The sequence below is a fragment of the Streptomyces sp. NRRL F-5650 genome, assembly GCF_000721365.1.
Classification (GTDB): Bacteria; Actinomycetota; Actinomycetes; order Streptomycetales; family Streptomycetaceae; genus Streptomyces; species Streptomyces ardesiacus.
This window is the reverse complement of sequence record NZ_JOGV01000009.1, coordinates 18,951-37,497: the sequence shown is the minus strand read 5'-3', so window position 1 is coordinate 37,497 and position 18,547 is coordinate 18,951. Positions and strand designations below refer to the sequence as shown.

Genomic DNA, 18,547 nt, shown 5'->3' with positions numbered 1-18,547 from the left:
GATAGTGCGACTAACTAATGACTGATACATGATCTCCCCGCGTGCGTGACAATGGGGGAATGTCCACGCTCACCACGCCCGCCCCCGACCGCACCGCCGCACCCCTGCGGATCGGCCCGCACACCGTCGCGCCGCCCGTGGTGCTGGCGCCGATGGCCGGGATCACCAACGCGCCCTTCCGCACCCTGTGCAGGGAGTTCAGCGGGGGCAAGGGGCTGTTCGTGAGCGAGATGATCACCACCCGGGCGCTGGTCGAGCGCAACGAGAAGACCATGCAGCTCATCCACTTCGACGCGACCGAGACCCCGCGCTCCATCCAGCTCTACGGCGTCGACCCGGTGACCGTCGGCAAGGCCGTCCGCATGATCGCGGAGGAGGACCTCGCCGACCACATCGACCTCAACTTCGGCTGCCCGGTGCCCAAGGTGACCCGCAAGGGCGGCGGCTCGGCCCTGCCGTACAAGCGGAACCTGCTGCGCGCCATCGTCCGCGAGGCCGTCTCCGGCGCCGGTGACCTGCCCGTCACCATGAAGATGCGCAAGGGCATCGACGACGACCACCTCACCTACCTCGACGCGGGCCGCATCGCCGTCGAGGAGGGCGTCAGCGCCGTCGCCCTGCACGGCCGCACCACCGCCCAGCACTACGGCGGCACCGCCGACTGGGAGGCCGTCGCCCGCCTCAAGGAGCACGTCCCGGAGATCCCCGTCCTCGGCAACGGCGACATCTGGTCCGCCGAGGACGCGCTGCGCATGGTCCGCGAGACCGGCTGCGACGGCGTCGTCGTCGGACGCGGCTGCCTGGGGCGGCCGTGGCTCTTCGCCGACCTGGTCGCCGCCTTCGAGGGCCGCACCGACGCCTTCGTGCGGCCCACCCTGCGCGAGGTCGCCGACGTGATGGTGCGGCACGCCACACTGCTCGGCGAGTGGATCGGCGACGAGGCGCGCGGGGTCGTCGACTTCCGCAAGCACGTCGCCTGGTACCTCAAGGGCTTCGCCGTCGGCTCCGAGATGCGCAAGCGGCTCGCGGTCACCTCCTCCCTGGAGGCCCTGCGCGCCGGGCTGGACGAGCTCGACCTGGACCAGCCCTGGCCGGCCGGTGCCGACGGCCCCCGCGGCCGTACCTCCGGCAACAACCGGGTGGTCCTGCCCGACGGCTGGCTCAAGGACCCCTACGACTGCGCGGGCGTCGGCGAGGACGCGGAGCTGGACACCTCCGGCGGCTGATCAGCCCCCCGGCCCCGGTGGGGTGCGGCGTCGAGCCGTACGCCGTCAGGAAGCGGTCGCGGAAGGAACTCATCCGCCACACCGGGGCGTCGCGGGCCGGCTTCAGCCCCCGCGTCCAGTGCCAGCCGTCGATCGCGTCGAGGACCTTCGGGTCCCTGGCGACGACCGACACCGGCACGTCCCGGCTCGCCCCGTCCCCGCTGACCCGGGCGATCGGCTGGTGGTCGCCGAGGAAGACCAGGACGGTGTCGTCCGTGCCGTAGCGCTCCAGCCACTGGGTGAGGCTCGTGACCGAGTACTGGACCGACCTGCCGTACTCCTCCTTCGAGCGGGCGGAGTCGGTGATCACGTCGGACGCCCGCACGCCCGACGCCTCGATGTCCTCGTACACCGACCCGTCGCCCACCTCGTCCCAACCGACCATGCGCGGGAGCGGCGCCCAGGGCTGGTGGCTGGAGGTGAGGACGACCTCCGCCATCAGCGGCCGGTCGTGCTTCCTGCCGTGCTCCAGGCGCTGGAACGCCTCCAGCGCGTACTGGTCGGGCATCGTCGACCAGCCGAACCTCGGGCCCCGGTAGCCCAGGCCGGAGGCGTCGTGCACCGTGTCGAGGCCGTACCAGTCCGCCTCCGGCCAGGCCTTGCGCACTCCGGGCATGATGCCGACCGTGTCCCAGTCGCCGGTCTTGGCGAACGCCTTGGTGAGGGTGAGGCGGTCACCCGCCGTGACGGTGCGGTAGCGCTGCTGGTTGTCCACCCACAGGCCGGACAGGAAGGTGGAGTGGCCCAGCCAACTGCTGCCGCCGTACGTGGCCGAGGTCAGCCAGCCGCTGCGGGCGTGGAAGCCCGCCTCCGCCAGCGCGCCGGTCCGCGCGTCCAGCATCCGGCCGACACCCGGTGCCATCACCGGGTCCTCGATCGCGCTGCGGCCGTAGCTCTCGACGAACGCGAAGACCACGTCCTTGCCGCGCAGGTCCGGCACCAGCTCGGCGCCGGGCGTGGCGCCGAAGCGGTCCGCCTCCGCCTCCCTCGCGAAGGCCGCCTCGTCCCGCAGCGTGTCCACGACCCGGTGGGCCTGCGCCTCTGCGGCCCGGGAGGCGTTCGTGGTGGCGAGCGGCACGCCGAACGTCTGCACGCCCAGCGCCGCGCAGGTCAGCCACACGGTGGCCGCCATCAGCGCGCCCCGGGCCGCCCGCTCCCGGTGCGCGGCGAGCAGCTCGCCGAGCCGGACCGCCGCCAGCGCCGTCAGCACCACCAGCAGCACGGCCAGCGCCACGGCGCCCACGGCCGCCCAGACCGCCGCCGCGCCGCCCACCGAGTCCGCCACGTACGCCTGGGCGTCGTCGAGCAGGCCCCAGTCCAGGACCGGGTTGAAGCCGCGGCCCAGGTACTCGGTGAAGCCCATGTCGAGCAGGTTCAGCACGGTCAGCGCGCCCAGTGCGGTGCCGAACAGCGCCGCCGCCGCCCGGCGCGGCACCGGGGGCAGGCACAGCAGGAGCACCGCCGCGACGACCGCCTCCGCCGGGATCCGCGCGAAGCGGCTGGGCTCCAGGGCGGCGAGGGTGTGGGGCAGCAGAAGGGCGCCGAGGACGAGAATGGCCGAAAAGGCCGTGGTGACCCGGCGGAGGACGCGGGCGGTGCGCGGGTGCCGGGTGCGCCGTGCGCACCCTTGGGCGAGGCGGCTCCGGAGGACCGCGAGCGGGGCCGGGCCGGGGGCGCCGGGGGTGCCGGGGGCGCCGTCGGTGGTCCGCGGCGGTCGGCGAAAAGGCGTGATGACGGGCACCCGAAGGTCCTTCCGTGCGAAACCCGGTGGGCGGCGGGCCCCGGCGAGGGGGCCGGGACCCGCCGCCCTCTCGTACGTCCGGCGGGATCGGTCCGTTCACCACCGGTCCCGCCGCCGGTCGGTCGGCCGGTCGGTCGGCCGGTCCGGATGGTGAAACCCGCGGGCTGCGGGAGCGTGATTCTCGCCACCTCTGATACGAGGAGCGCTCAGATGAGCGGATCAAGAGCGGCTCCACTTCTCCAAGCGGTGGCACTGAGTGCCATGCACTGATCGTTCATCGATCGAACTCATGCGTAGGGAAAGGTGCTCAGATGAGCGCAGAATTCAGCGGTCCCCGATCCCATGACTTCAAGAAGTGAAAACACGCGCCTCCGGTCGCTTGCCAAGCCTTGACTTTCGATCCGGTGGCGGACGAGTGGTTGCGGGCGTACGACGCGCAGGTGGACGTACCAAGGCGCCTTTGATCTGGGTACATTCCTCGCCGTCAGGGCAGCCACCGCGTCCTCGAGGAGTCGAGACCCGTGTCGGAAAACAAAGATCCCCAGGTAGCGAACGCGCCGAAGTTCGTTTACGACTTCACCGAGGGCAACAAGGACCTCAAGGACCTGCTCGGCGGCAAGGGCGCCAACCTCGCCGAGATGACCAACCTGGGTCTCCCGGTCCCTCCCGGCTTCACCATCACCACCGAGGCCTGCAAGACCTACCTCGAAAGCGGCGAGGAGCCGGCGGCACTGCGTGACGAGGTGAGTGCGCACCTCGACGCCCTCGAAACGAGGATGGGCAAGAAGCTCGGCCAGCCCGACAACCCCCTTCTCGTGTCGGTGCGTTCCGGGGCCAAGTTCTCCATGCCCGGCATGATGGACACCGTCCTCAACATCGGCCTGTCCGACAAGTCGGTGCGGGGCCTGGCCCAGCAGGCCGGCGACGACCGCTTCGCCTGGGACTCCTACCGCCGGCTGATCCAGATGTTCGGCAAGACCGTCCTCGGCGTCGACGGCGACCTCTTCGAGGAGGCGCTGGAGGCGGCGAAGGCGGCCAAGAAGGTCGAGGTCGACACCGAACTGGAGGCCGCCGACCTCAAGAAGCTCGTCACCAGGTTCAAGAAGATCGTCAAGACCGAGGCCGGCCGGGACTTCCCGCAGGACCCGCGCGAGCAGATGGACCTCGCCATCAAGGCGGTCTTCGAGTCCTGGAACGGCGAGCGCGCCAAGCTCTACCGCCGCCAGGAGCGCATCCCGCACGACCTCGGCACCGCCGTCAACGTCTGCTCGATGGTCTTCGGCAACCTCGGCCCCGACTCCGGCACGGGTGTCGCGTTCACGCGGGACCCCGCGAGCGGCCACCAGGGCGTCTACGGCGACTACCTCCAGAACGCCCAGGGCGAGGACGTCGTCGCCGGCATCCGCAACACCGTCGCGCTGGCGGACCTGGAGCGGATCGACAAGAAGTCGTACGACCAGCTCATGCAGATCATGGAGACGCTGGAGAACCACTACCTGGACCTGTGCGACATCGAGTTCACCATCGAGCGCGGCCGGCTGTGGATGCTCCAGACCCGGGTCGGCAAGCGCACCGCGGGCGCGGCCTTCCGCATCGCCACCCAGCTCGTCGACCAGGGCCTGATCGACGAGGCCGAGGCCCTCCAGCGGGTCAACGGCGCCCAGCTCGCCCAGCTCATGTTCCCGCGCTTCGACGAGGAGGCGAAGGTCGAACAGGTCGGCCGGGGCATCGCCGCCTCGCCGGGCGCCGCGGTCGGCAAGGCGGTCTTCGACTCCTACACCGCCGTCAAGTGGTCCCGTTCCGGCGAGAAGGTCATCCTGATCCGCCGCGAGACCAACCCCGACGACCTGGACGGCATGATCGCCGCCGAGGGCATCCTGACCTCGCGCGGCGGCAAGACCTCCCACGCGGCCGTCGTCGCCCGCGGCATGGGCAAGACCTGTGTCTGCGGCGCCGAGGAGCTGGAGGTCGACACCAAGCGCCGCCGGATGACCGTGCCCGGCGGGCACGTCGTCGAGGAGGGCGACGTCGTCTCCATCGACGGCTCCTCCGGCAAGGTCTACCTCGGCGAGGTGCCGGTCGTGCCCTCCCCGGTCGTCGAGTACTTCGAGGGCCGCATGCACGCGGGCGCCGAGGACGCCGACGAACTGGTCGAGGCCGTGCACCGCATCATGGCCTTCGCCGACCGCAAGCGCCGGCTGCGGGTGCGCGCCAACGCCGACAACGCCGAGGACGCGCTGCGCGCCCGCCGGTTCGGCGCCCAGGGCATCGGCCTGTGCCGTACCGAGCACATGTTCCTCGGCGACCGGCGCGAACTGGTGGAGCGGCTGATCCTGGCCGACACCGAGGCCGAGCGGGAGGAGTCCCTCAAGGAGCTGCTGCCCCGGCAGAAGCAGGACTTCGTCGAGCTGTTCGAGGCGATGGACGGGCTGCCCGTCACCGTCCGCCTGCTCGACCCGCCGCTGCACGAGTTCCTGCCCGACATCACCGAGCTGTCGGTACGCGTGGCCCTCGCCGAGTCCCGCCAGGAGCCGCACGAGAACGAACTGCGCCTGCTCCAGGCCGTGCACCGGCTGCACGAGCAGAACCCGATGCTCGGCCTGCGCGGCGTCCGCCTCGGCCTGGTCATCCCCGGCCTGTTCACCATGCAGGTCCGCGCCATCGCCGAGGCCGCCGCCGAGCGCAAGGCCGCCAAGGGCGACCCGCGCGCCGAGATCATGATCCCGCTGGTGGGCACCGTCCAGGAGCTGGAGATCGTCCGCGAGGAGGCCGACCAGGTCGTCGCCGAGGTCGAGGCCGCCACCGGCACCAGGCTCAAGCTGTCGATCGGCACGATGATCGAGCTGCCGCGCGCCGCGCTGACCGCCGGTCAGATCGCCGAGGCCGCGGAGTTCTTCTCCTTCGGCACCAACGACCTCACCCAGACCGTGTGGGGCTTCAGCCGCGACGACGTCGAGGCCAGCTTCTTCACGGCCTACCTGGAGAAGGGCATCTTCGGCGTCTCGCCGTTCGAGACCATCGACCAGGACGGCGTCGGCTCCCTGGTCGCCGCCGCCGCGAAGGCGGGCCGCGCCACGCGCCCCGACCTGAAGCTCGGCGTCTGCGGCGAGCACGGCGGCGACCCGGAGTCGGTCCACTTCTTCCACGAGGTGGGTCTGGACTACGTCTCCTGCTCCCCGTTCCGGATCCCGGTGGCCCGCCTGGAGGCGGGACGCGCGGCGTCGCGGTCGAAGGGCAGCGACCACCGGTAGGCCCCGCGGGGGCACCGAGCCCCGGAGCCGCCGTCTGTCACCCGACCACCCTCACCGATCGGCGGCGGCTCCGGACCACGAGAAAAGGCGGCACCCGTGCGGGGGTGCCGCCTTTCGCGTGCCGTCCGGCCGTGATTTTGTGACGCTTTCAACGGTGTGAATTCCCGCGGGCTGAGCAGCAGCAAGCTGTCAGCGAAGTTGGAGGGCCCTGGCGGCGGACCGCGGCCGGCACCCCGGAACGGTGGTTGGATGACGCAGACGGAGCGCAGGGAAGCGGCCGGCACGGCCGACCGGGACACCAGCGAGGACAGACCCGCGGACGCGGTGCCCGCACCCCGCACCGGGGCGCGGGAGCGGGTTCCCGGGGCCGGGCCCCCGGTCCGCAGGAACCGGCTCGCGGCACTGGACGGACTGCGGTTCCTGGCGGCCCTGTCGGTGGTCTTCTTCCACTTCGTCGGCCAGGTGCCCTCCACCATGGAGACGATCTGGGACCGCCCCGTCGACACCGTCTTCCCCGAGGCGCACGGCTACTTCGCCTACGGCCGGCTCGGTGTCGAACTCTTCTTCCTGATCAGCGGGTTCGTCATCTGCATGAGCGCGTGGGGCCGCACCCCGCGCGACTTCTTCATCTCCCGCGTGACCCGGCTGTACCCCATGTACTGGGCGGCCATCGCGATCACGGCCTGCGTGATCTACTTCGCCGACAACCCGTTCGGGCACCCCCACCCGCGCGTGCTGTTCGCCAACCTGACGATGCTCCAGACGCCGCTCGGCGTGGAGCACCTCGACTCCGTCTACTGGACGCTCTGGCCCGAACTGTGCTTCTACCTGACCTTCGCGGTCGTGGTGTGGAAGGGCCTGACCTACCAGCGCGTGGTGATCTACTGCGGGCTGTGGACCGTCGCCGCCGTGCTCGCCCCGAGCGCCGACATCCACCTGCTGACGCTGCTGGTGAACCCGCCGTCCGCCCCGTACTTCATCGCGGGCATGGCCTTCTACCTCATGTACCGCTACCGGCCCACCCCGCTGCTGTGGGGCATCGTCGCCATGTCGTGGCTGGTGGCGCTGCACTACCTGCTGACCCCCGACGGGGGCCGCCTCAACTGGGACTCCTGGCAGCCGGGCCGGGGCTGGCTGGTCCTGGTGATCACGGTGTTCTTCCTGCTGATCGCCGCCGTCGCCCTCGGCTGGACCAGCCGCGTCCGCTGGCGCTGGCTGACCGTCGCGGGCACGCTGACCTTCCCGCTGTACCTGCTGCACGACGCCATCGGCGTCAACGTCCTGCACCGCTTCGGCGACCGGGCCGACCCGTGGGTCGTGGTCTGCGCCACCGTCGCCGGGCTGGTCGCGCTGTCGTACGTCGTGCAGCGGTTCGTCGAGCGCCCGGTGGCCCGGGCAGCACGGCGCTGGCTGAACAGCGCCGCCTTCAGCCTCAAGGCGCCGGAGCCCCGCAGCAAGGCGCCGGAGCCCCGCGTCAAGACGCCCGAGCCCCGCCGCTGAACGGGCGGGGCCGCGGGGACAACATGAGGCGCGTGAGGCGCGTGAGGCGCGGCCGGGCCGGGGGTCAGGCCGCCCCGCCGTCACCGCGGCGCCGGCGCGCGGCCAGCATCAGTCCGCCGCCCGCGAGCACGACGACCGCGCCGCCCGCCGCGATGTACGGCGTGCTGTCGCCGCCGCCGGTCTCGGCCAGGTCGGTGCCCTGCTGCCCGGCGGCCTCCGTGCCGCCGCTCTCCTCGCCGCCGCCCTCCCCGGCCCCGGAGTCCTTCCCGCTCCCGGCGCCCGCGGTGTCGTCGGTGTCCCGGTCGCCCACGGGCACGAAGCCGGCCGGCGGCTTGTCGCAGCCGACGCCGTCCTTGTCGCGGTCCAGGTGGGGGCCGTAGTGCTCGTCGCTCTTCGGGATGTCGGCGTACCCGGCGTCGTACGCCTCGGTGCAGTTCTTGAACGGGTGCGTGCCGTCGTGTGCCTGTGCGGCGGCGGCCGGCAGGGCGGCCAGGGCCAGCGCGGCGACGGTCAGAGCGGCGGGCTTGCGGAGCAGCTTCATCGAGAGTCCCGGAAGTGGTGTCGGTGGTGCGTGAGCGGATGTGAAGTGACGAAGCTATTGAGATGCGCGAGATGTGGTGGAGACATGGAGGACCCGTGATGGAAACGTGACGTGACCGGACGGTAGCTCTCCGCGCAGGACCGTGGGGCGCGTACGGTGAGACGGGACCCGACCAGCGAAGGAGCGCCGATGACCGGCTGGAACACGGGTGACATCCCCGACCTGGACGGTCGCGTCGCCGTCGTCACCGGAGCCAACGGCGGCCTCGGCCACGTCGTCGCCCGGGAACTGGCGCGCAAGGGCGCGACCGTCGTCCTCGCCTGCCGCAGCCGGGAGCGGGGGAGCGCGGCCGTCGAACGCCTCCTCGGCGAGGTGCCCGCCGCCTGCGTGGAAGCGGCCCGGCTGGACCTCGGCGACCTGGGCTCGGTGCGGGAGTTCGCCTACGGGCTGCCCTACGAGCGGCTCGACCTGCTCGTCAACAACGCCGGGGTGATGGCGCTGCCCCACGGCACGACGGCGGACGGCTTCGAGACCCAGTTCGGCGTCAACCACCTGGGCCACTTCGCCCTCACCGGGCTGCTGCTGCCCACCCTGCTGGCCACGCCCGGCGCCCGGATCGTGACCGTCTCCAGCTTCCTGCACGCGCTGGCCAACGTCGATCCGCGCGACCTCAACAGCGTGCGGCGCTACGGCCGCTGGACCGCCTACGCCCGCTCCAAGTCCGCCAACCTGCTCTTCACCCACGAGCTGGCGCGCAGGCTCGCGGCCCGGGAGGGCGCCTCGGACGTGCGCGCGGTCGCCGCCCATCCCGGGTACGCGCGGACGGGGCTGCTGACGGCCGGTCCCCGTGCCGAGGGGCGCCGGGTCGCCGAGCGGCTGATGCTGCTGGCCAACCGGGCCGCCGCCCAGTCCCCGGAGGCCGGCGCGCTGCCCGTCCTGTACGCGGCGACCGCGCCCGGCGTCCCCTCCGACTCCTTCACCGGCCCGTCCTTCGCGATGTGGCGCGGGGCGCCCGCACCGTCCTGGCGGGCGTCCTGGACCACCGACGACGCGATGGGAGAGCGGCTGTGGGCCGCCTCGGAGCGGCTGACGGGCGTCGTCTACGAGCCGCTGCTGCCCTGAGCGGCGGGGTCAGGCCGTCTGGCCGCCGTCCACCACCAGGTCGGTGCCCACCACCGAGGCCGCGTCGTCCGACGCCAGGTACAGCACGGCCGCCGCGACCTCCGCCACCTCCGAGACCCGGCCGAGCGGCGTCTCGTCGCGCATGCGCTCGGCCCGTCCCGCCTCCGTCTCGCCGGGCCGCAGGGACATGGAGGTCGCCGTGGCGCCCGGGCTGACGGCGTTGATGCGGACCCCCTCCCCGATGTGGTCCAGGGCGGCGCCCCGGGTGAGGGCGGAAACGGCCGCCTTGGTCGCCGCGTAGGCCGCGGCGCCCGGGCTGCGCTTGTGCGCCCCGAAGGTGGAGGCGATGTTCACGATCGTGCCGCCGCCCGGCTGGGTGCGCATCTGCCGGACCTCCGCCCCGAGGGCGAGGAACACGCCGGTGACGTTGATGTCGAGCTGCGCGTGCCAGTCCTCCGCGGGCAGGTCGGCGACGGGCACCCCGCCGCGGAAGACGCCCGCGTTGTTCACGGCCACGTCGAGGGAGCCGAAGTGGTCCACGGCGGCGGTCACCAGGGCGTCCACGTCGGCGGGCCGGGTGACGTCGGCGGTGACGGCCAGCGCCTTGCCGCCCGCCTCCTCGACCAGGGCCGCCGTCTCGTCGAGCGGCCCCCGTGCGCGCCCGGCGACGACGACGTGCGCGCCCTCGGCGGCCAGGGCCAGGGCGACGGCCCGTCCGATGCCGGAGCCCGCGCCGGTGACGAGTGCGGTCCTGCCGATGAAGCGCTGCGTGGTCATGATCTCCCCTTTTTTTGACCGAGCGGTTCAGTATGTGGCCGTGAAAACGCCCCTCCGGAGAGGGGTGCGTCCAGGTCTCAGTCGAGCAGTGCGAGCGCCTGTTCCGCCGCGTCCCGCACCCTGGCCGGGTCCGGCGACGCCTTGCCGACCACCCGCATGCCCTGGAGCAGCACCAGCAGCATCCGGGCGAGCGCCAGCGGATCGCGCCCCGCGGGCAGGTCTCCCTCGGCGCGGGCCCGGGCCAGCGAGGTGTGCAGCACGGTCTCCAGCCGGTCCCAGTTCCGCTCGACCCGCCGGGCGGCGACCGCGTCGTGCGGGGCCAGCTCGGCGGCGGTGTTGGTGACGAAACAGCCGTGCAGGCGCGTGTCGTCGGCGCTCGCCTCGGCGGCGTAGCGCCGTACCAGGGACCGCACGCCCGGCAGGGCGGGGCCCGGCCGGGACAGGTCCTCCAGCAGGGCCGGAAGCAGCCCCTGCTCGTAGTGCGCCAGTGCCTTCAGGTACAGCTCGCGCTTGTTGCCGAAGGTCGCGTAGATGCTGGCGCGCCCGACGCCGAGGTGCTCCACGAGGTCGGACATCGACGTCGCCTCGTAGCCGCGCCGCCAGAACAGCTCCAGGGCTGCCCGCAGCGCGGCGTCCGGATCGAACTCCTTGGTCCTGGCCACGGTCCGCAGCCTATGCTTATCTGAAACGATCAGTCAAGAATGGTGGATCAGGCGGCCTTCACCTCGTACGTCTCCACCCGTATCGCCGCGTCGTCCAGGCACTCGCCGGTCGTGAGGTCGAAGCGCTGCTTGAGCAGGGGGGAGGCGACGAACGGGCGGCCCCGGTGGGTGCCGGTCAGGCCGCGGGAGAGGACGGCCGCGCCGGTGAACGGGTCCCGGTTGTCGATGGCGTACAGGCCGCCGTCCCGGTCGCGGAAGAGGGCCACCTGGCCGCCGTCGGGGAGCAGGGCCGCCACGCCCCGGCCCGGGAGCAGGGCGCCGAGGTCGCAGGCGGTGAACCAGTCGTCGGTCAGCCGGAGCTGGACCTTGAGGTCGGTCGTCTCGGGTGCCAGGGTCATCGCCGGGTGCTTCCTTCCAGGAGGTCGTCTTCCGAGGGGCGCCGCAGGCCGATGCCGAGCAGCGGCAGGTCGGGCTTCATCTGGTCGCGCTCGGGCACGAAGCCGACGACCGGGTCGGGCGTGCCGGGCGCGTTCACGAAGGACACGAACCGGGCCAGCTTCTCGGGGTCGTTGACGGTCTCGGCCCACTCGTCGCGGTAGTGGGACACGTGGGCCCGCATCAGCGACTCCAGCTCGTCGCAGATGCCGAGCGAGTCGTGCACCACCACGTCCCGTACGTGGTCCAGGCCGCCGGGGATCCGCTCCAGCCAGGTGGAGGTGCGCTCCAGCCTGTCGGCGGTGCGGATGTAGAACATCAGGAACCGGTCGATCAGGCGGACCAGTTCGGCGTCGGACAGGTCCTGGGCGAGCAGATCCGCGTGGCGCGGGGTGGCGCCGCCGTTGCCGCCGACGTAGAGGTTCCAGCCGTTGGACGTGGCGATCACGCCGAAGTCCTTGGACCGGGCCTCGGCGCACTCGCGGGCGCACCCCGAGACCGCCGACTTCAGCTTGTGCGGGGAGCGCAGGCCCCGGTAGCGCAGCTCCAGGTCGATCGCCATGCGCACCGAGTCCTGGACGCCGTAGCGGCACCAGGTCTGCCCCACGCAGGACTTCACCGTGCGCAGCGACTTGCCGTACGCGTGTCCCGACTCGAAGCCGGCGTCCACCAGCCGCGCCCAGATCAGCGGGAGCTGCTCGACGCGGGCGCCGAACATGTCGATGCGCTGACCGCCGGTGATCTTGGTGTAGAGCCCGAAGTCCCGGGCGATCTCGCCGATGACGATGAGCTTCTCCGGCGCGATCTCACCGCCGGGGATGCGCGGTACGACGGAGTACGAGCCGTTGCGCTGGAGGTTGGCGAGGAAGTGGTCGTTGGTGTCCTGGAGGGCGGCCTGCTCGCCGTCCAGGACGTAGCCGCTCGCGCCGATCGCCGGGGCCAGCGAGGCGATGATCGAGCCGATCGCGGGCTTGCACACCTCGCAGCCCTCACCGCCCCGCGCGCCGTCCCGGCCGTGCCGGTCGAGCAGTTCGCGGTAGGAGGTGATCCGCAGGGCGAGGACGATCTCGTACAGCTCCTCGCGGGTCTGCGCGAAGCAGCCGCACAGGCCCTTGTCGACCTCGACGCCGCTCGCCTCCAGCTCGGCGGTGACCAGTTGGCCGAGCACCTTCACGCAGGAGCCGCAGCCCGTCCCGGCCCGGGTGCACTTCTTCACCTCGGGCACGCTCGTGCAGGAGTGCTCCGTCACCGCGCCGCGGATCGTGCCCTTGGTGACGTTGTGGCAGGAGCAGATCACCGCGTCGTCCGGGAGCGCCGACGGCCCGAGCTGCGCCGGGGCGCCCGCACCGGCGGGCAGCACCAGGGACTCGGGGGAGACGGGCGGGACGGAGCCGGTGAAGGCGCGCAGGGTGCCGTACGCCTCCGCGTCGCCGACCAGGATGCCGCCGAGCAGCGTGCCGTCGCGGCCGACGACCAGCTTCTTGTACAGGCCCGCGCGGGAGTCGGAGTAGACGACGTCCAGGCAGCCGTCGGCGGTGCCGTGGGCGTCGCCGAAGGACGCCACGTCCACGCCGAGCAGCTTCAGCTTGGTGGACAGGTCGGCGCCGGTGAAGGACGCCTCCTCGGCGGCGATGGTGGCGGCGGCCGTCTCGGCCTGCTCGTAGCCGGGGGCCACCAGCCCGTAGACCCGGCCGTCGGCGGCCAGCGCGCACTCGCCGATCGCGAACACATGCGGGTCGGTGACCGTGCGGCACCGCTCGTCGACGGCGACGCCGCCGCGCTCGCCCACCGCGAGGCCGCAGTCCCGGGCCAGTTGGTCGCGGGGGCGGACACCGGCGCTGAACACCACGAGGTCGGTGGCGAGTTCGGAGCCGTCGGACAGCCTCATGCCGGTGACGGCACCGTCCTCGCCGGTCACGATCTCCTGCGTGCCGACGCCCGTGTGGACGGACAGCCCCATCTCCTCGATGGTGCGCAGCAGCGCCGCGCCGCCGCCGTCGTCGACCTGCACCGGCATCAGGCGCGGCGCGAACTCCACGATGTGCGAGGCGAGTCCGAGCCCCTTGAGCGCGCCGGCCGCCTCCAGGCCGAGCAGTCCGCCGCCGACCACCGCGCCGGTGGCCGCGTTCTTCGCGTACGCCTCGATGGCGAGGAGGTCCTCGATCGTGCGGTAGACGAAGCAGCCCTCGGCGTCCCTGCCCGGCACCGGCGGGACGAACGGGTACGAGCCGGTGGCGAGGACCAGCACGTCGTAACCGACGACCAGACCGGAGCGGGCGGTCACCCGGCGCGCGTCACGGTCGACGGCCACCGCCGGGTCCCCGACGTGCAGCTCGACGCCGTGCTCGGCGAGGAGGGCGAGGTCGGTCAGCGACAGGTCCTCGGGGGTCTTCCCGGAGAAGTACGAGGTGAGCTGGACGCGGTCGTAGGCGGGGCGCGGCTCCTCGCACAGGACGACCACGCGGTGCGTGCGGGTCAGGCCGCGCTCGGCGAGGGCCTCCAGGAAGCGCTGGCCGACCATGCCGTGGCCGACAAGCACGATCGTCGGGGGGTTCCCCGGGGTGGCGGTCATCAGGAGCCTCCGTCATGGGTGAGCAGGTGGAGCAGGGGGCCGCCGTCGGAGGGGAGCGGCTCTGCTCCCTCCCAGGCGCGCGCCAGCGCGCCGACGGTGCCGAGTTCGCCGACCAGGACCCCGCCGACCAGCCGGTCGTCACGGACGACGACCTTGCGGTAGGTGCCCCGGGTGGCGTCGGCGAGCTGTACGACGTCGTCGCCGGGGCGGGGGTCGGTCTCGCCGAACGCGGCGAGGTCGAAGGGGCCGCGGGGGCCGCCGGTCCCGGTGAGGGTGAGCCGGGTCAGCGCCCGGGTGCCGGTGTAGCTGCGGGGAGCGGGCGCGGCCTCCGCCCCGCCCTCGGCCGCGCCCTCGTCCCGGGCGAGCAGCCCGGCCAGCACACCCGCCTGTTCGAGGGCGGGCGCGGCCAGCCCGTACACGCGTCCGGCGTGCTCGGCGCAGTCGCCCACGGCACGGACGTGCGGGTCGGAGGTGCGCAGCTCGTCGTCGACGAGGACGCCCTTGCCGACCGCCAGACCGGCGTCCCGCGCCAGCCCGGTCCGGGGCCGGACCCCGCAGGCCAGGACGACGAGGTCGGCGCCGAGGGCGTAGCCGTCGCCCAGCTCCACGGAGCGCACCGCGCCGCCGGCGCAGCGCACGTCCCGGACCCGGCACTCGGTGTGCACCTCGACGCCGAGGCCCTCCAGGTGCCGGCGCACGAGCGCGGAGGCCGCCGGGTCGAGGTGGCGTTCCATGAGCCGCTCGGACTGCTGGGCGACGACCACCTGGGCGCCGCGCACGGCCAGCGCGCGGGCGGCGGACACCCCGAGCAGCCCGCCCCCGACGACCACGGCCCGCGTCCCGGGCCGTACCGCCTTCGACAGCCCGAGACAGTCGTCCATGGTCCGGAACGCGTACACGCCCTCCGGCAGCTCCCGGTCCGGGGTGAACAGGCCGCGCAGCGGCGGCAGCACCGGGTTGGAGCCGGTGGCCAGGACCAGCGTGTCGTAGGCGATCACGGAGCCGTCGGCGCAGCGCACGGTCCGGCCGGCCCGGTCGATGCCGGTGACCCGGCCGCGCAGCAGCCCGGCGGGCGCCGGCAGCGCGATCACCTCGGGGCCGTACCGTCCGGCCAGCACCTCGGCGAGCAGGACCCGGTTGTACGGGCGGTGCTCCTCGTCGCCGACGACCAGCGCGGGGATGCCCAGCTCACCGAGCCGCCGGGCGAGCGTCACGCCCGCCAGTCCGGCACCGATCACCACCACACGGGTCTTCGAGGTCATGGCACCGAGCGTGCGGCGCGGGTGTTACCCGGCCGCATCCCCGCTGTTTCCCACCGGGAACGGTGCCCTCAGCGGGCGGGGCCGGTCCGTGTGAGGGGGCGGGGCAAGCTCAGAAGTCCCTCATCTCGATGGACGGCACAACCATCTCGTCCATAGGCTCGCGATCATGCCCGACATATCGCTGACCACGGTCGTCCTGCTCTGCCTCGCCGCACTGGCGGCCGGCTGGATCGACGCCGTGGTCGGCGGCGGGGGCCTCCTGCTGCTGCCCGCCCTGCTGCTCGGCCTGCCCGCCGGCACCCCGGCCGCGCACGCGCTCGGCACCAACAAGGCGGTCGCCATCGTCGGCACCACGGGCGCGGCGGTGACGTACGCCCGCAAGGCGCCGGTGGACGTGCGCACCGCCGTCCGCATCGGCCTGGCCGCGCTCGCCGGGTCGTCGGGCGGTGCCTTCTTCGCGGCCGGAATGAGCACCGAGGTCCTGAAACCGGTGATCATGGTGGTGCTGCTCGCGGTCGCCGCCTTCGTCATCCTGCGCCCCGCCTTCGGCACGGCGCCCGCCACCGGCCCGGCCACCCGCCGCCAGATCCTCACCGCGATCGCCCTCGCGGGCGTGGGCATCGGCTTCTACGACGGCCTCATCGGCCCCGGCACGGGCACCTTCCTGGTCCTGGCCCTCACCGCCCTGCTCCACCTCGACCTGGTGACCGCGTCGGCCACCGCCAAGATCGTCAACTGCTGCACCAACGCGGGCGCGCTGGCCACGTTCGCCTGGCAGGGCGCGGTGCTGTGGCAACTGGCCGCCCTGATGGCCGTCTTCAACCTCGCCGGCGGCATGTTCGGCGCCCACACGGCACTGAAGAAGGGCAGCGGCTTCGTCCGCGTCGTCCTGCTGACGGTGGTGTTCGCGCTGGTGGCGAACCTGGCCTACGAGCAGTGGGTGGCGTAGTCCCCGCCGCGCCGGAGCGGCGTCCCGGTCCTCGGTTCCGGGCCCCGGTCCTCACCGGCTGCCGGTCAGGTGGGCGAAGACGACCACGTTGCCCTCGTACCCGGTACTGCGTGAGTAGGCGCCGCCGCAGGTGATGACGCGCAGTTCCGGGCGGTCGGCGGCGCCGTAGACCTTCTCGTCGGGGAAGGCGTCGGCCGCGTACACCTCCACCGCGTCCACCGTGAAGACGGCGACGCCGCCGTCGCGCCGGTCGACCTCGATCGTGGCGCCCTTCTCCAGGGCACCGAGGCGGTAGAAGACCGCGGGGCCCTTCGCGTTGTCGACGTGCCCGGCGACGACCGCGGTGCCCCGCTCGCCGGGGGTGGTGCCGGCCTCGTACCAGCCGGCGAGGTTCTTCTTCTCCGCGGGCGGCACGTCCAGGCTGCCGGTGCCGGTCAGGCCCAGGCCCGTCAGCGGGGCGTCCACGCCGATCGCCGGGATCCGGACGCGGTCCGGCGGGGAGGGCGGCAGCGCCGGAGCGGCGGCGCCCCGGCCGGCGTGGCCCGTCCGCCCCGCGCCGCCGGACTGCGCGGCCGACGGCTGGGGCGGGGCGTCGGTGCGGGCGCCGCCGAGCAGCAGCCACGCCCCCGAGCACAGGGCGACCGCGGTGACGGCCGCTATCGCGCTGTCCTTGACCCTGCGCATGACGTCCCCTCTCCCTCGTGTCCCTGGGGATTCCCCGTCCCCCTCCGGGCCGCGAGGGGCGTCGGACCCGGAGGGGGCGGGGAAGTGCGGTACCGGCGGACGGGCAGCGGAGGGTGCCCGTCAGATCCCGTCGCCTCTCGCCCGGCGATGCAGGAGCCAGGTACCGCCCGCGGCGGCGACGGCGAGAGCCGCCACGCCCGCCGCGGTCTGCACGGGATCGGGGCCAAGAGCGCCGCCGACCCCCGTCTTCACGCTTCCCTTCGGGTGCACCCGCTCGGCGGCCGGGGTCAGCGTGACCACCAGGTCGCCCGTCACCCGCCGGCCCGCGGCCCCACAGGTCGCGACGATCTCGTACGTCCCCGGCTGCGCGCCCGGCGGCACCTCGAAGTGCCCGGTGGTCTCCCCGTCGTCCGCGTCCGGGGCCAGCGGGAACGCGCCCGCTCCGACCGCGCCGGCGTCACCCGCCGCCGAGCCGCCCTTCCCGCACGCCGCCGTCGTCACCACGGCCTGCTCGCCCGGCACGACCGAGGACGGATACACCGTCAGGCCCCCGGCGTCCTGCCCGGCGTACACCGGGGCCGCGGTGGTCAGACCGACGGCCGCGGCGGCGAGCGCGGTACCGGTCAGCAGGCGGGCGGTACGTCGCATCGGTGCTCCCTTGAGCTGTTCGGTGGCCCCTGCCCTACCGAGGAAAGTGGCACCGGGCCCGCCCCGCCCCCCGAGCGGTGTGAATGGGTGACCGCCGCCTCCGAACGGCGGACGGCCCACGGGACGCCACGGCGGCGGACCGGTGCCATAGGAACCTCCTATGGCACCCGCTGCAATTTCGTCTTTGCCCTCCTTTCTTTCCCGGGCCTACCGTGAACGGGACGTCGAAGCGAATTCCGCGGTCGATGCGATGGCGGAGAAATGCGAAAGCGGAGAAACGAGAAAGGGGTCGTGTTGTGGCCGATCAGGAAAAGGTGTCGGAGGGCCGGGAACTCGCCGGAAAGCGGGCCCTCGTCACCGGCGGCACGCGGGGAATAGGGGCGGCGATCGTGCGCCGGCTGCTGGCCGCGGGCGCCGACGTGGTCACCACCGCCAGGACGGACCGGGGCACGGCACCGCAGGGCGCCGCCTTCGTCCCGGCCGACGTGCGCACCCGGGCCGGCGCCGAGGCGCTCGCCGCGTCCGCGCGGGAACTGCTCGGCGGAGTGGACGTCCTGGTCCACAACGCGGGCGGCGCGCTGCCCCACCGGGACGGCCTGGCCGTCCCGGACGAGGAGTGGCGGGACGCGCTGGACCTGAACCTCCTCGCCGCGGTCCGCCTGGACTCGCTGCTGGCGCCGGCCATGCGGGGGCGCCGTTCGGGGGCGATCGTGCACATCTCCTCGGCGGCGGTCGTCCCGCCCGTGCCCCCGTTCCTGCACTACCAGGCGGCGAAGGCGGCGCTGGAGACCTACAGCCGGGGGCTGGCCGCGACGCTGGCCCCCGCCGGCATCCGGGTCAACGCAGTGAGCCCCGGCCGGACCGCCACCCCCGGCGGCGAGGAGACCCGGGAGCGCTGGGCGAGCCTGAACGCGGGACCGACCGCCACCGCCACCGCGCCCCTGGGCAGGGACGGCCGGCCCGAGGACGTCGCCGAGGCGGTGCACTTCCTCGTCTCCGGCCGGGCCGGCTGGGTGACCGGGACCAACCTCGTCGTGGACGGCGGGGAATTTCCCCGGGGGTGATTCCGGAATTCCGGAAGCGGGGGGCGTGGCGGGAGAACGGGCAATCGGGGGAGTAGGGGATCGGGGAATCAGGA

Annotated in this window: 15 protein-coding genes; 6 read left to right on the top strand and 9 right to left on the bottom strand. The window is 73.2% G+C overall.

Going from position 1 to position 18,547, the window contains the following annotated elements:
- Positions 1 to 59: 59 nt before the first annotated feature.
- A complete protein-coding gene (dusB, locus tag IG88_RS0110685; RefSeq protein ID WP_031038074.1) occupies positions 60 to 1,226 on the top strand; it encodes a tRNA dihydrouridine synthase DusB in 1,167 nt (388 codons plus the stop codon).
- On the opposite strand, the gene IG88_RS0110680 is transcribed toward dusB, so the two are convergent.
- On the bottom strand, positions 1,162 to 3,006 hold the full coding sequence (locus tag IG88_RS0110680; protein ID WP_234332127.1) for a CDP-alcohol phosphatidyltransferase: 1,845 nt from the start codon (positions 3,004 to 3,006) through the stop codon (positions 1,162 to 1,164). The genes dusB and IG88_RS0110680 overlap by 65 nt on opposite strands.
- Before the next feature lie 521 nt (positions 3,007 to 3,527).
- Here IG88_RS0110680 and ppdK point away from each other — a divergent pair.
- A complete protein-coding gene (gene ppdK / locus IG88_RS0110675) occupies positions 3,528 to 6,257 on the top strand; it encodes a pyruvate, phosphate dikinase (RefSeq protein ID WP_031038067.1) in 2,730 nt (909 codons plus the stop codon).
- Positions 6,258 to 6,506: 249 nt separating this feature from the next.
- A complete protein-coding gene (locus IG88_RS0110670) occupies positions 6,507 to 7,757 on the top strand; it encodes an acyltransferase family protein (RefSeq protein WP_031038064.1) in 1,251 nt (416 codons plus the stop codon).
- 64 nt (positions 7,758 to 7,821) lie between these two features.
- Here IG88_RS0110670 and IG88_RS0110665 read toward each other — a convergent pair whose 3' ends face one another.
- Positions 7,822 to 8,298 (bottom strand): excalibur calcium-binding domain-containing protein, encoded by a 477-nt coding sequence (locus IG88_RS0110665; protein WP_031038061.1) that lies wholly within the window; start codon positions 8,296 to 8,298, stop codon positions 7,822 to 7,824.
- A 189-nt stretch (positions 8,299 to 8,487) separates the two neighbouring features.
- On the opposite strand from IG88_RS0110665, the gene IG88_RS0110660 reads away from it, so the two are divergent.
- Positions 8,488 to 9,420: an oxidoreductase gene (locus tag IG88_RS0110660; RefSeq protein WP_031038054.1), complete on the top strand. Its 933-nt coding sequence runs from the start codon at positions 8,488 to 8,490 to the stop codon at positions 9,418 to 9,420.
- A 9-nt stretch (positions 9,421 to 9,429) separates the two neighbouring features.
- On the opposite strand, the gene IG88_RS0110655 is transcribed toward IG88_RS0110660, so the two are convergent.
- The 5 genes from IG88_RS0110655 to IG88_RS0110635 form a co-directional block, all read right to left on the bottom strand.
- Complete coding sequence (locus IG88_RS0110655) at positions 9,430 to 10,197, bottom strand: SDR family NAD(P)-dependent oxidoreductase (protein ID WP_031038050.1); 768 nt, start codon at positions 10,195 to 10,197, stop codon at positions 9,430 to 9,432.
- 77 nt (positions 10,198 to 10,274) lie between these two features.
- Positions 10,275 to 10,859, bottom strand: coding sequence for a TetR/AcrR family transcriptional regulator (locus IG88_RS0110650; RefSeq protein WP_031038048.1), 585 nt, complete (start codon positions 10,857 to 10,859; stop codon positions 10,275 to 10,277).
- Between the two features lie 47 nt (positions 10,860 to 10,906).
- Complete coding sequence (gene nirD / locus IG88_RS0110645) at positions 10,907 to 11,257, bottom strand: nitrite reductase small subunit NirD (RefSeq protein ID WP_031038045.1); 351 nt, start codon at positions 11,255 to 11,257, stop codon at positions 10,907 to 10,909.
- Positions 11,254 to 13,866 carry a nitrite reductase large subunit NirB gene (gene nirB / locus IG88_RS0110640; protein WP_031038042.1) on the bottom strand — a complete coding sequence of 871 codons (2,613 nt, stop codon included), beginning with the start codon at positions 13,864 to 13,866 and terminating at the stop codon, positions 11,254 to 11,256. The genes nirD and nirB overlap by 4 nt, the downstream gene beginning before the upstream one ends.
- On the bottom strand, positions 13,866 to 15,128 hold the full coding sequence (locus tag IG88_RS0110635; RefSeq protein WP_031038039.1) for an NAD(P)/FAD-dependent oxidoreductase: 1,263 nt from the start codon (positions 15,126 to 15,128) through the stop codon (positions 13,866 to 13,868). The genes nirB and IG88_RS0110635 overlap by 1 nt, the downstream gene beginning before the upstream one ends.
- 166 nt (positions 15,129 to 15,294) lie before the next feature.
- Here IG88_RS0110635 and IG88_RS0110630 point away from each other — a divergent pair, with 166 nt between their 5' ends.
- Entirely contained in the window at positions 15,295 to 16,077 is a 783-nt protein-coding gene (locus tag IG88_RS0110630) for a sulfite exporter TauE/SafE family protein (protein WP_031038037.1), read from the top strand.
- Positions 16,078 to 16,128: 51 nt separating this feature from the next.
- Here IG88_RS0110630 and IG88_RS0110625 read toward each other — a convergent pair whose 3' ends face one another.
- Together IG88_RS0110625 and IG88_RS0110620 are read right to left on the bottom strand one after the other, a co-directional pair.
- Entirely contained in the window at positions 16,129 to 16,761 is a 633-nt protein-coding gene (locus IG88_RS0110625; protein WP_031038034.1) for a class F sortase, read from the bottom strand.
- 120 nt (positions 16,762 to 16,881) lie between these two features.
- Complete coding sequence (locus IG88_RS0110620; protein ID WP_031038032.1) at positions 16,882 to 17,409, bottom strand: hypothetical protein; 528 nt, start codon at positions 17,407 to 17,409, stop codon at positions 16,882 to 16,884.
- Positions 17,410 to 17,705: 296 nt separating this feature from the next.
- On the opposite strand from IG88_RS0110620, the gene IG88_RS0110615 reads away from it, so the two are divergent.
- The gene (locus IG88_RS0110615) at positions 17,706 to 18,473 is read left to right on the top strand and encodes an oxidoreductase (protein ID WP_031038029.1); all 768 of its coding nucleotides are present in this window, start codon (positions 17,706 to 17,708) and stop codon (positions 18,471 to 18,473) included.
- The last annotated feature ends 74 nt before the right edge of the window (positions 18,474 to 18,547 follow it).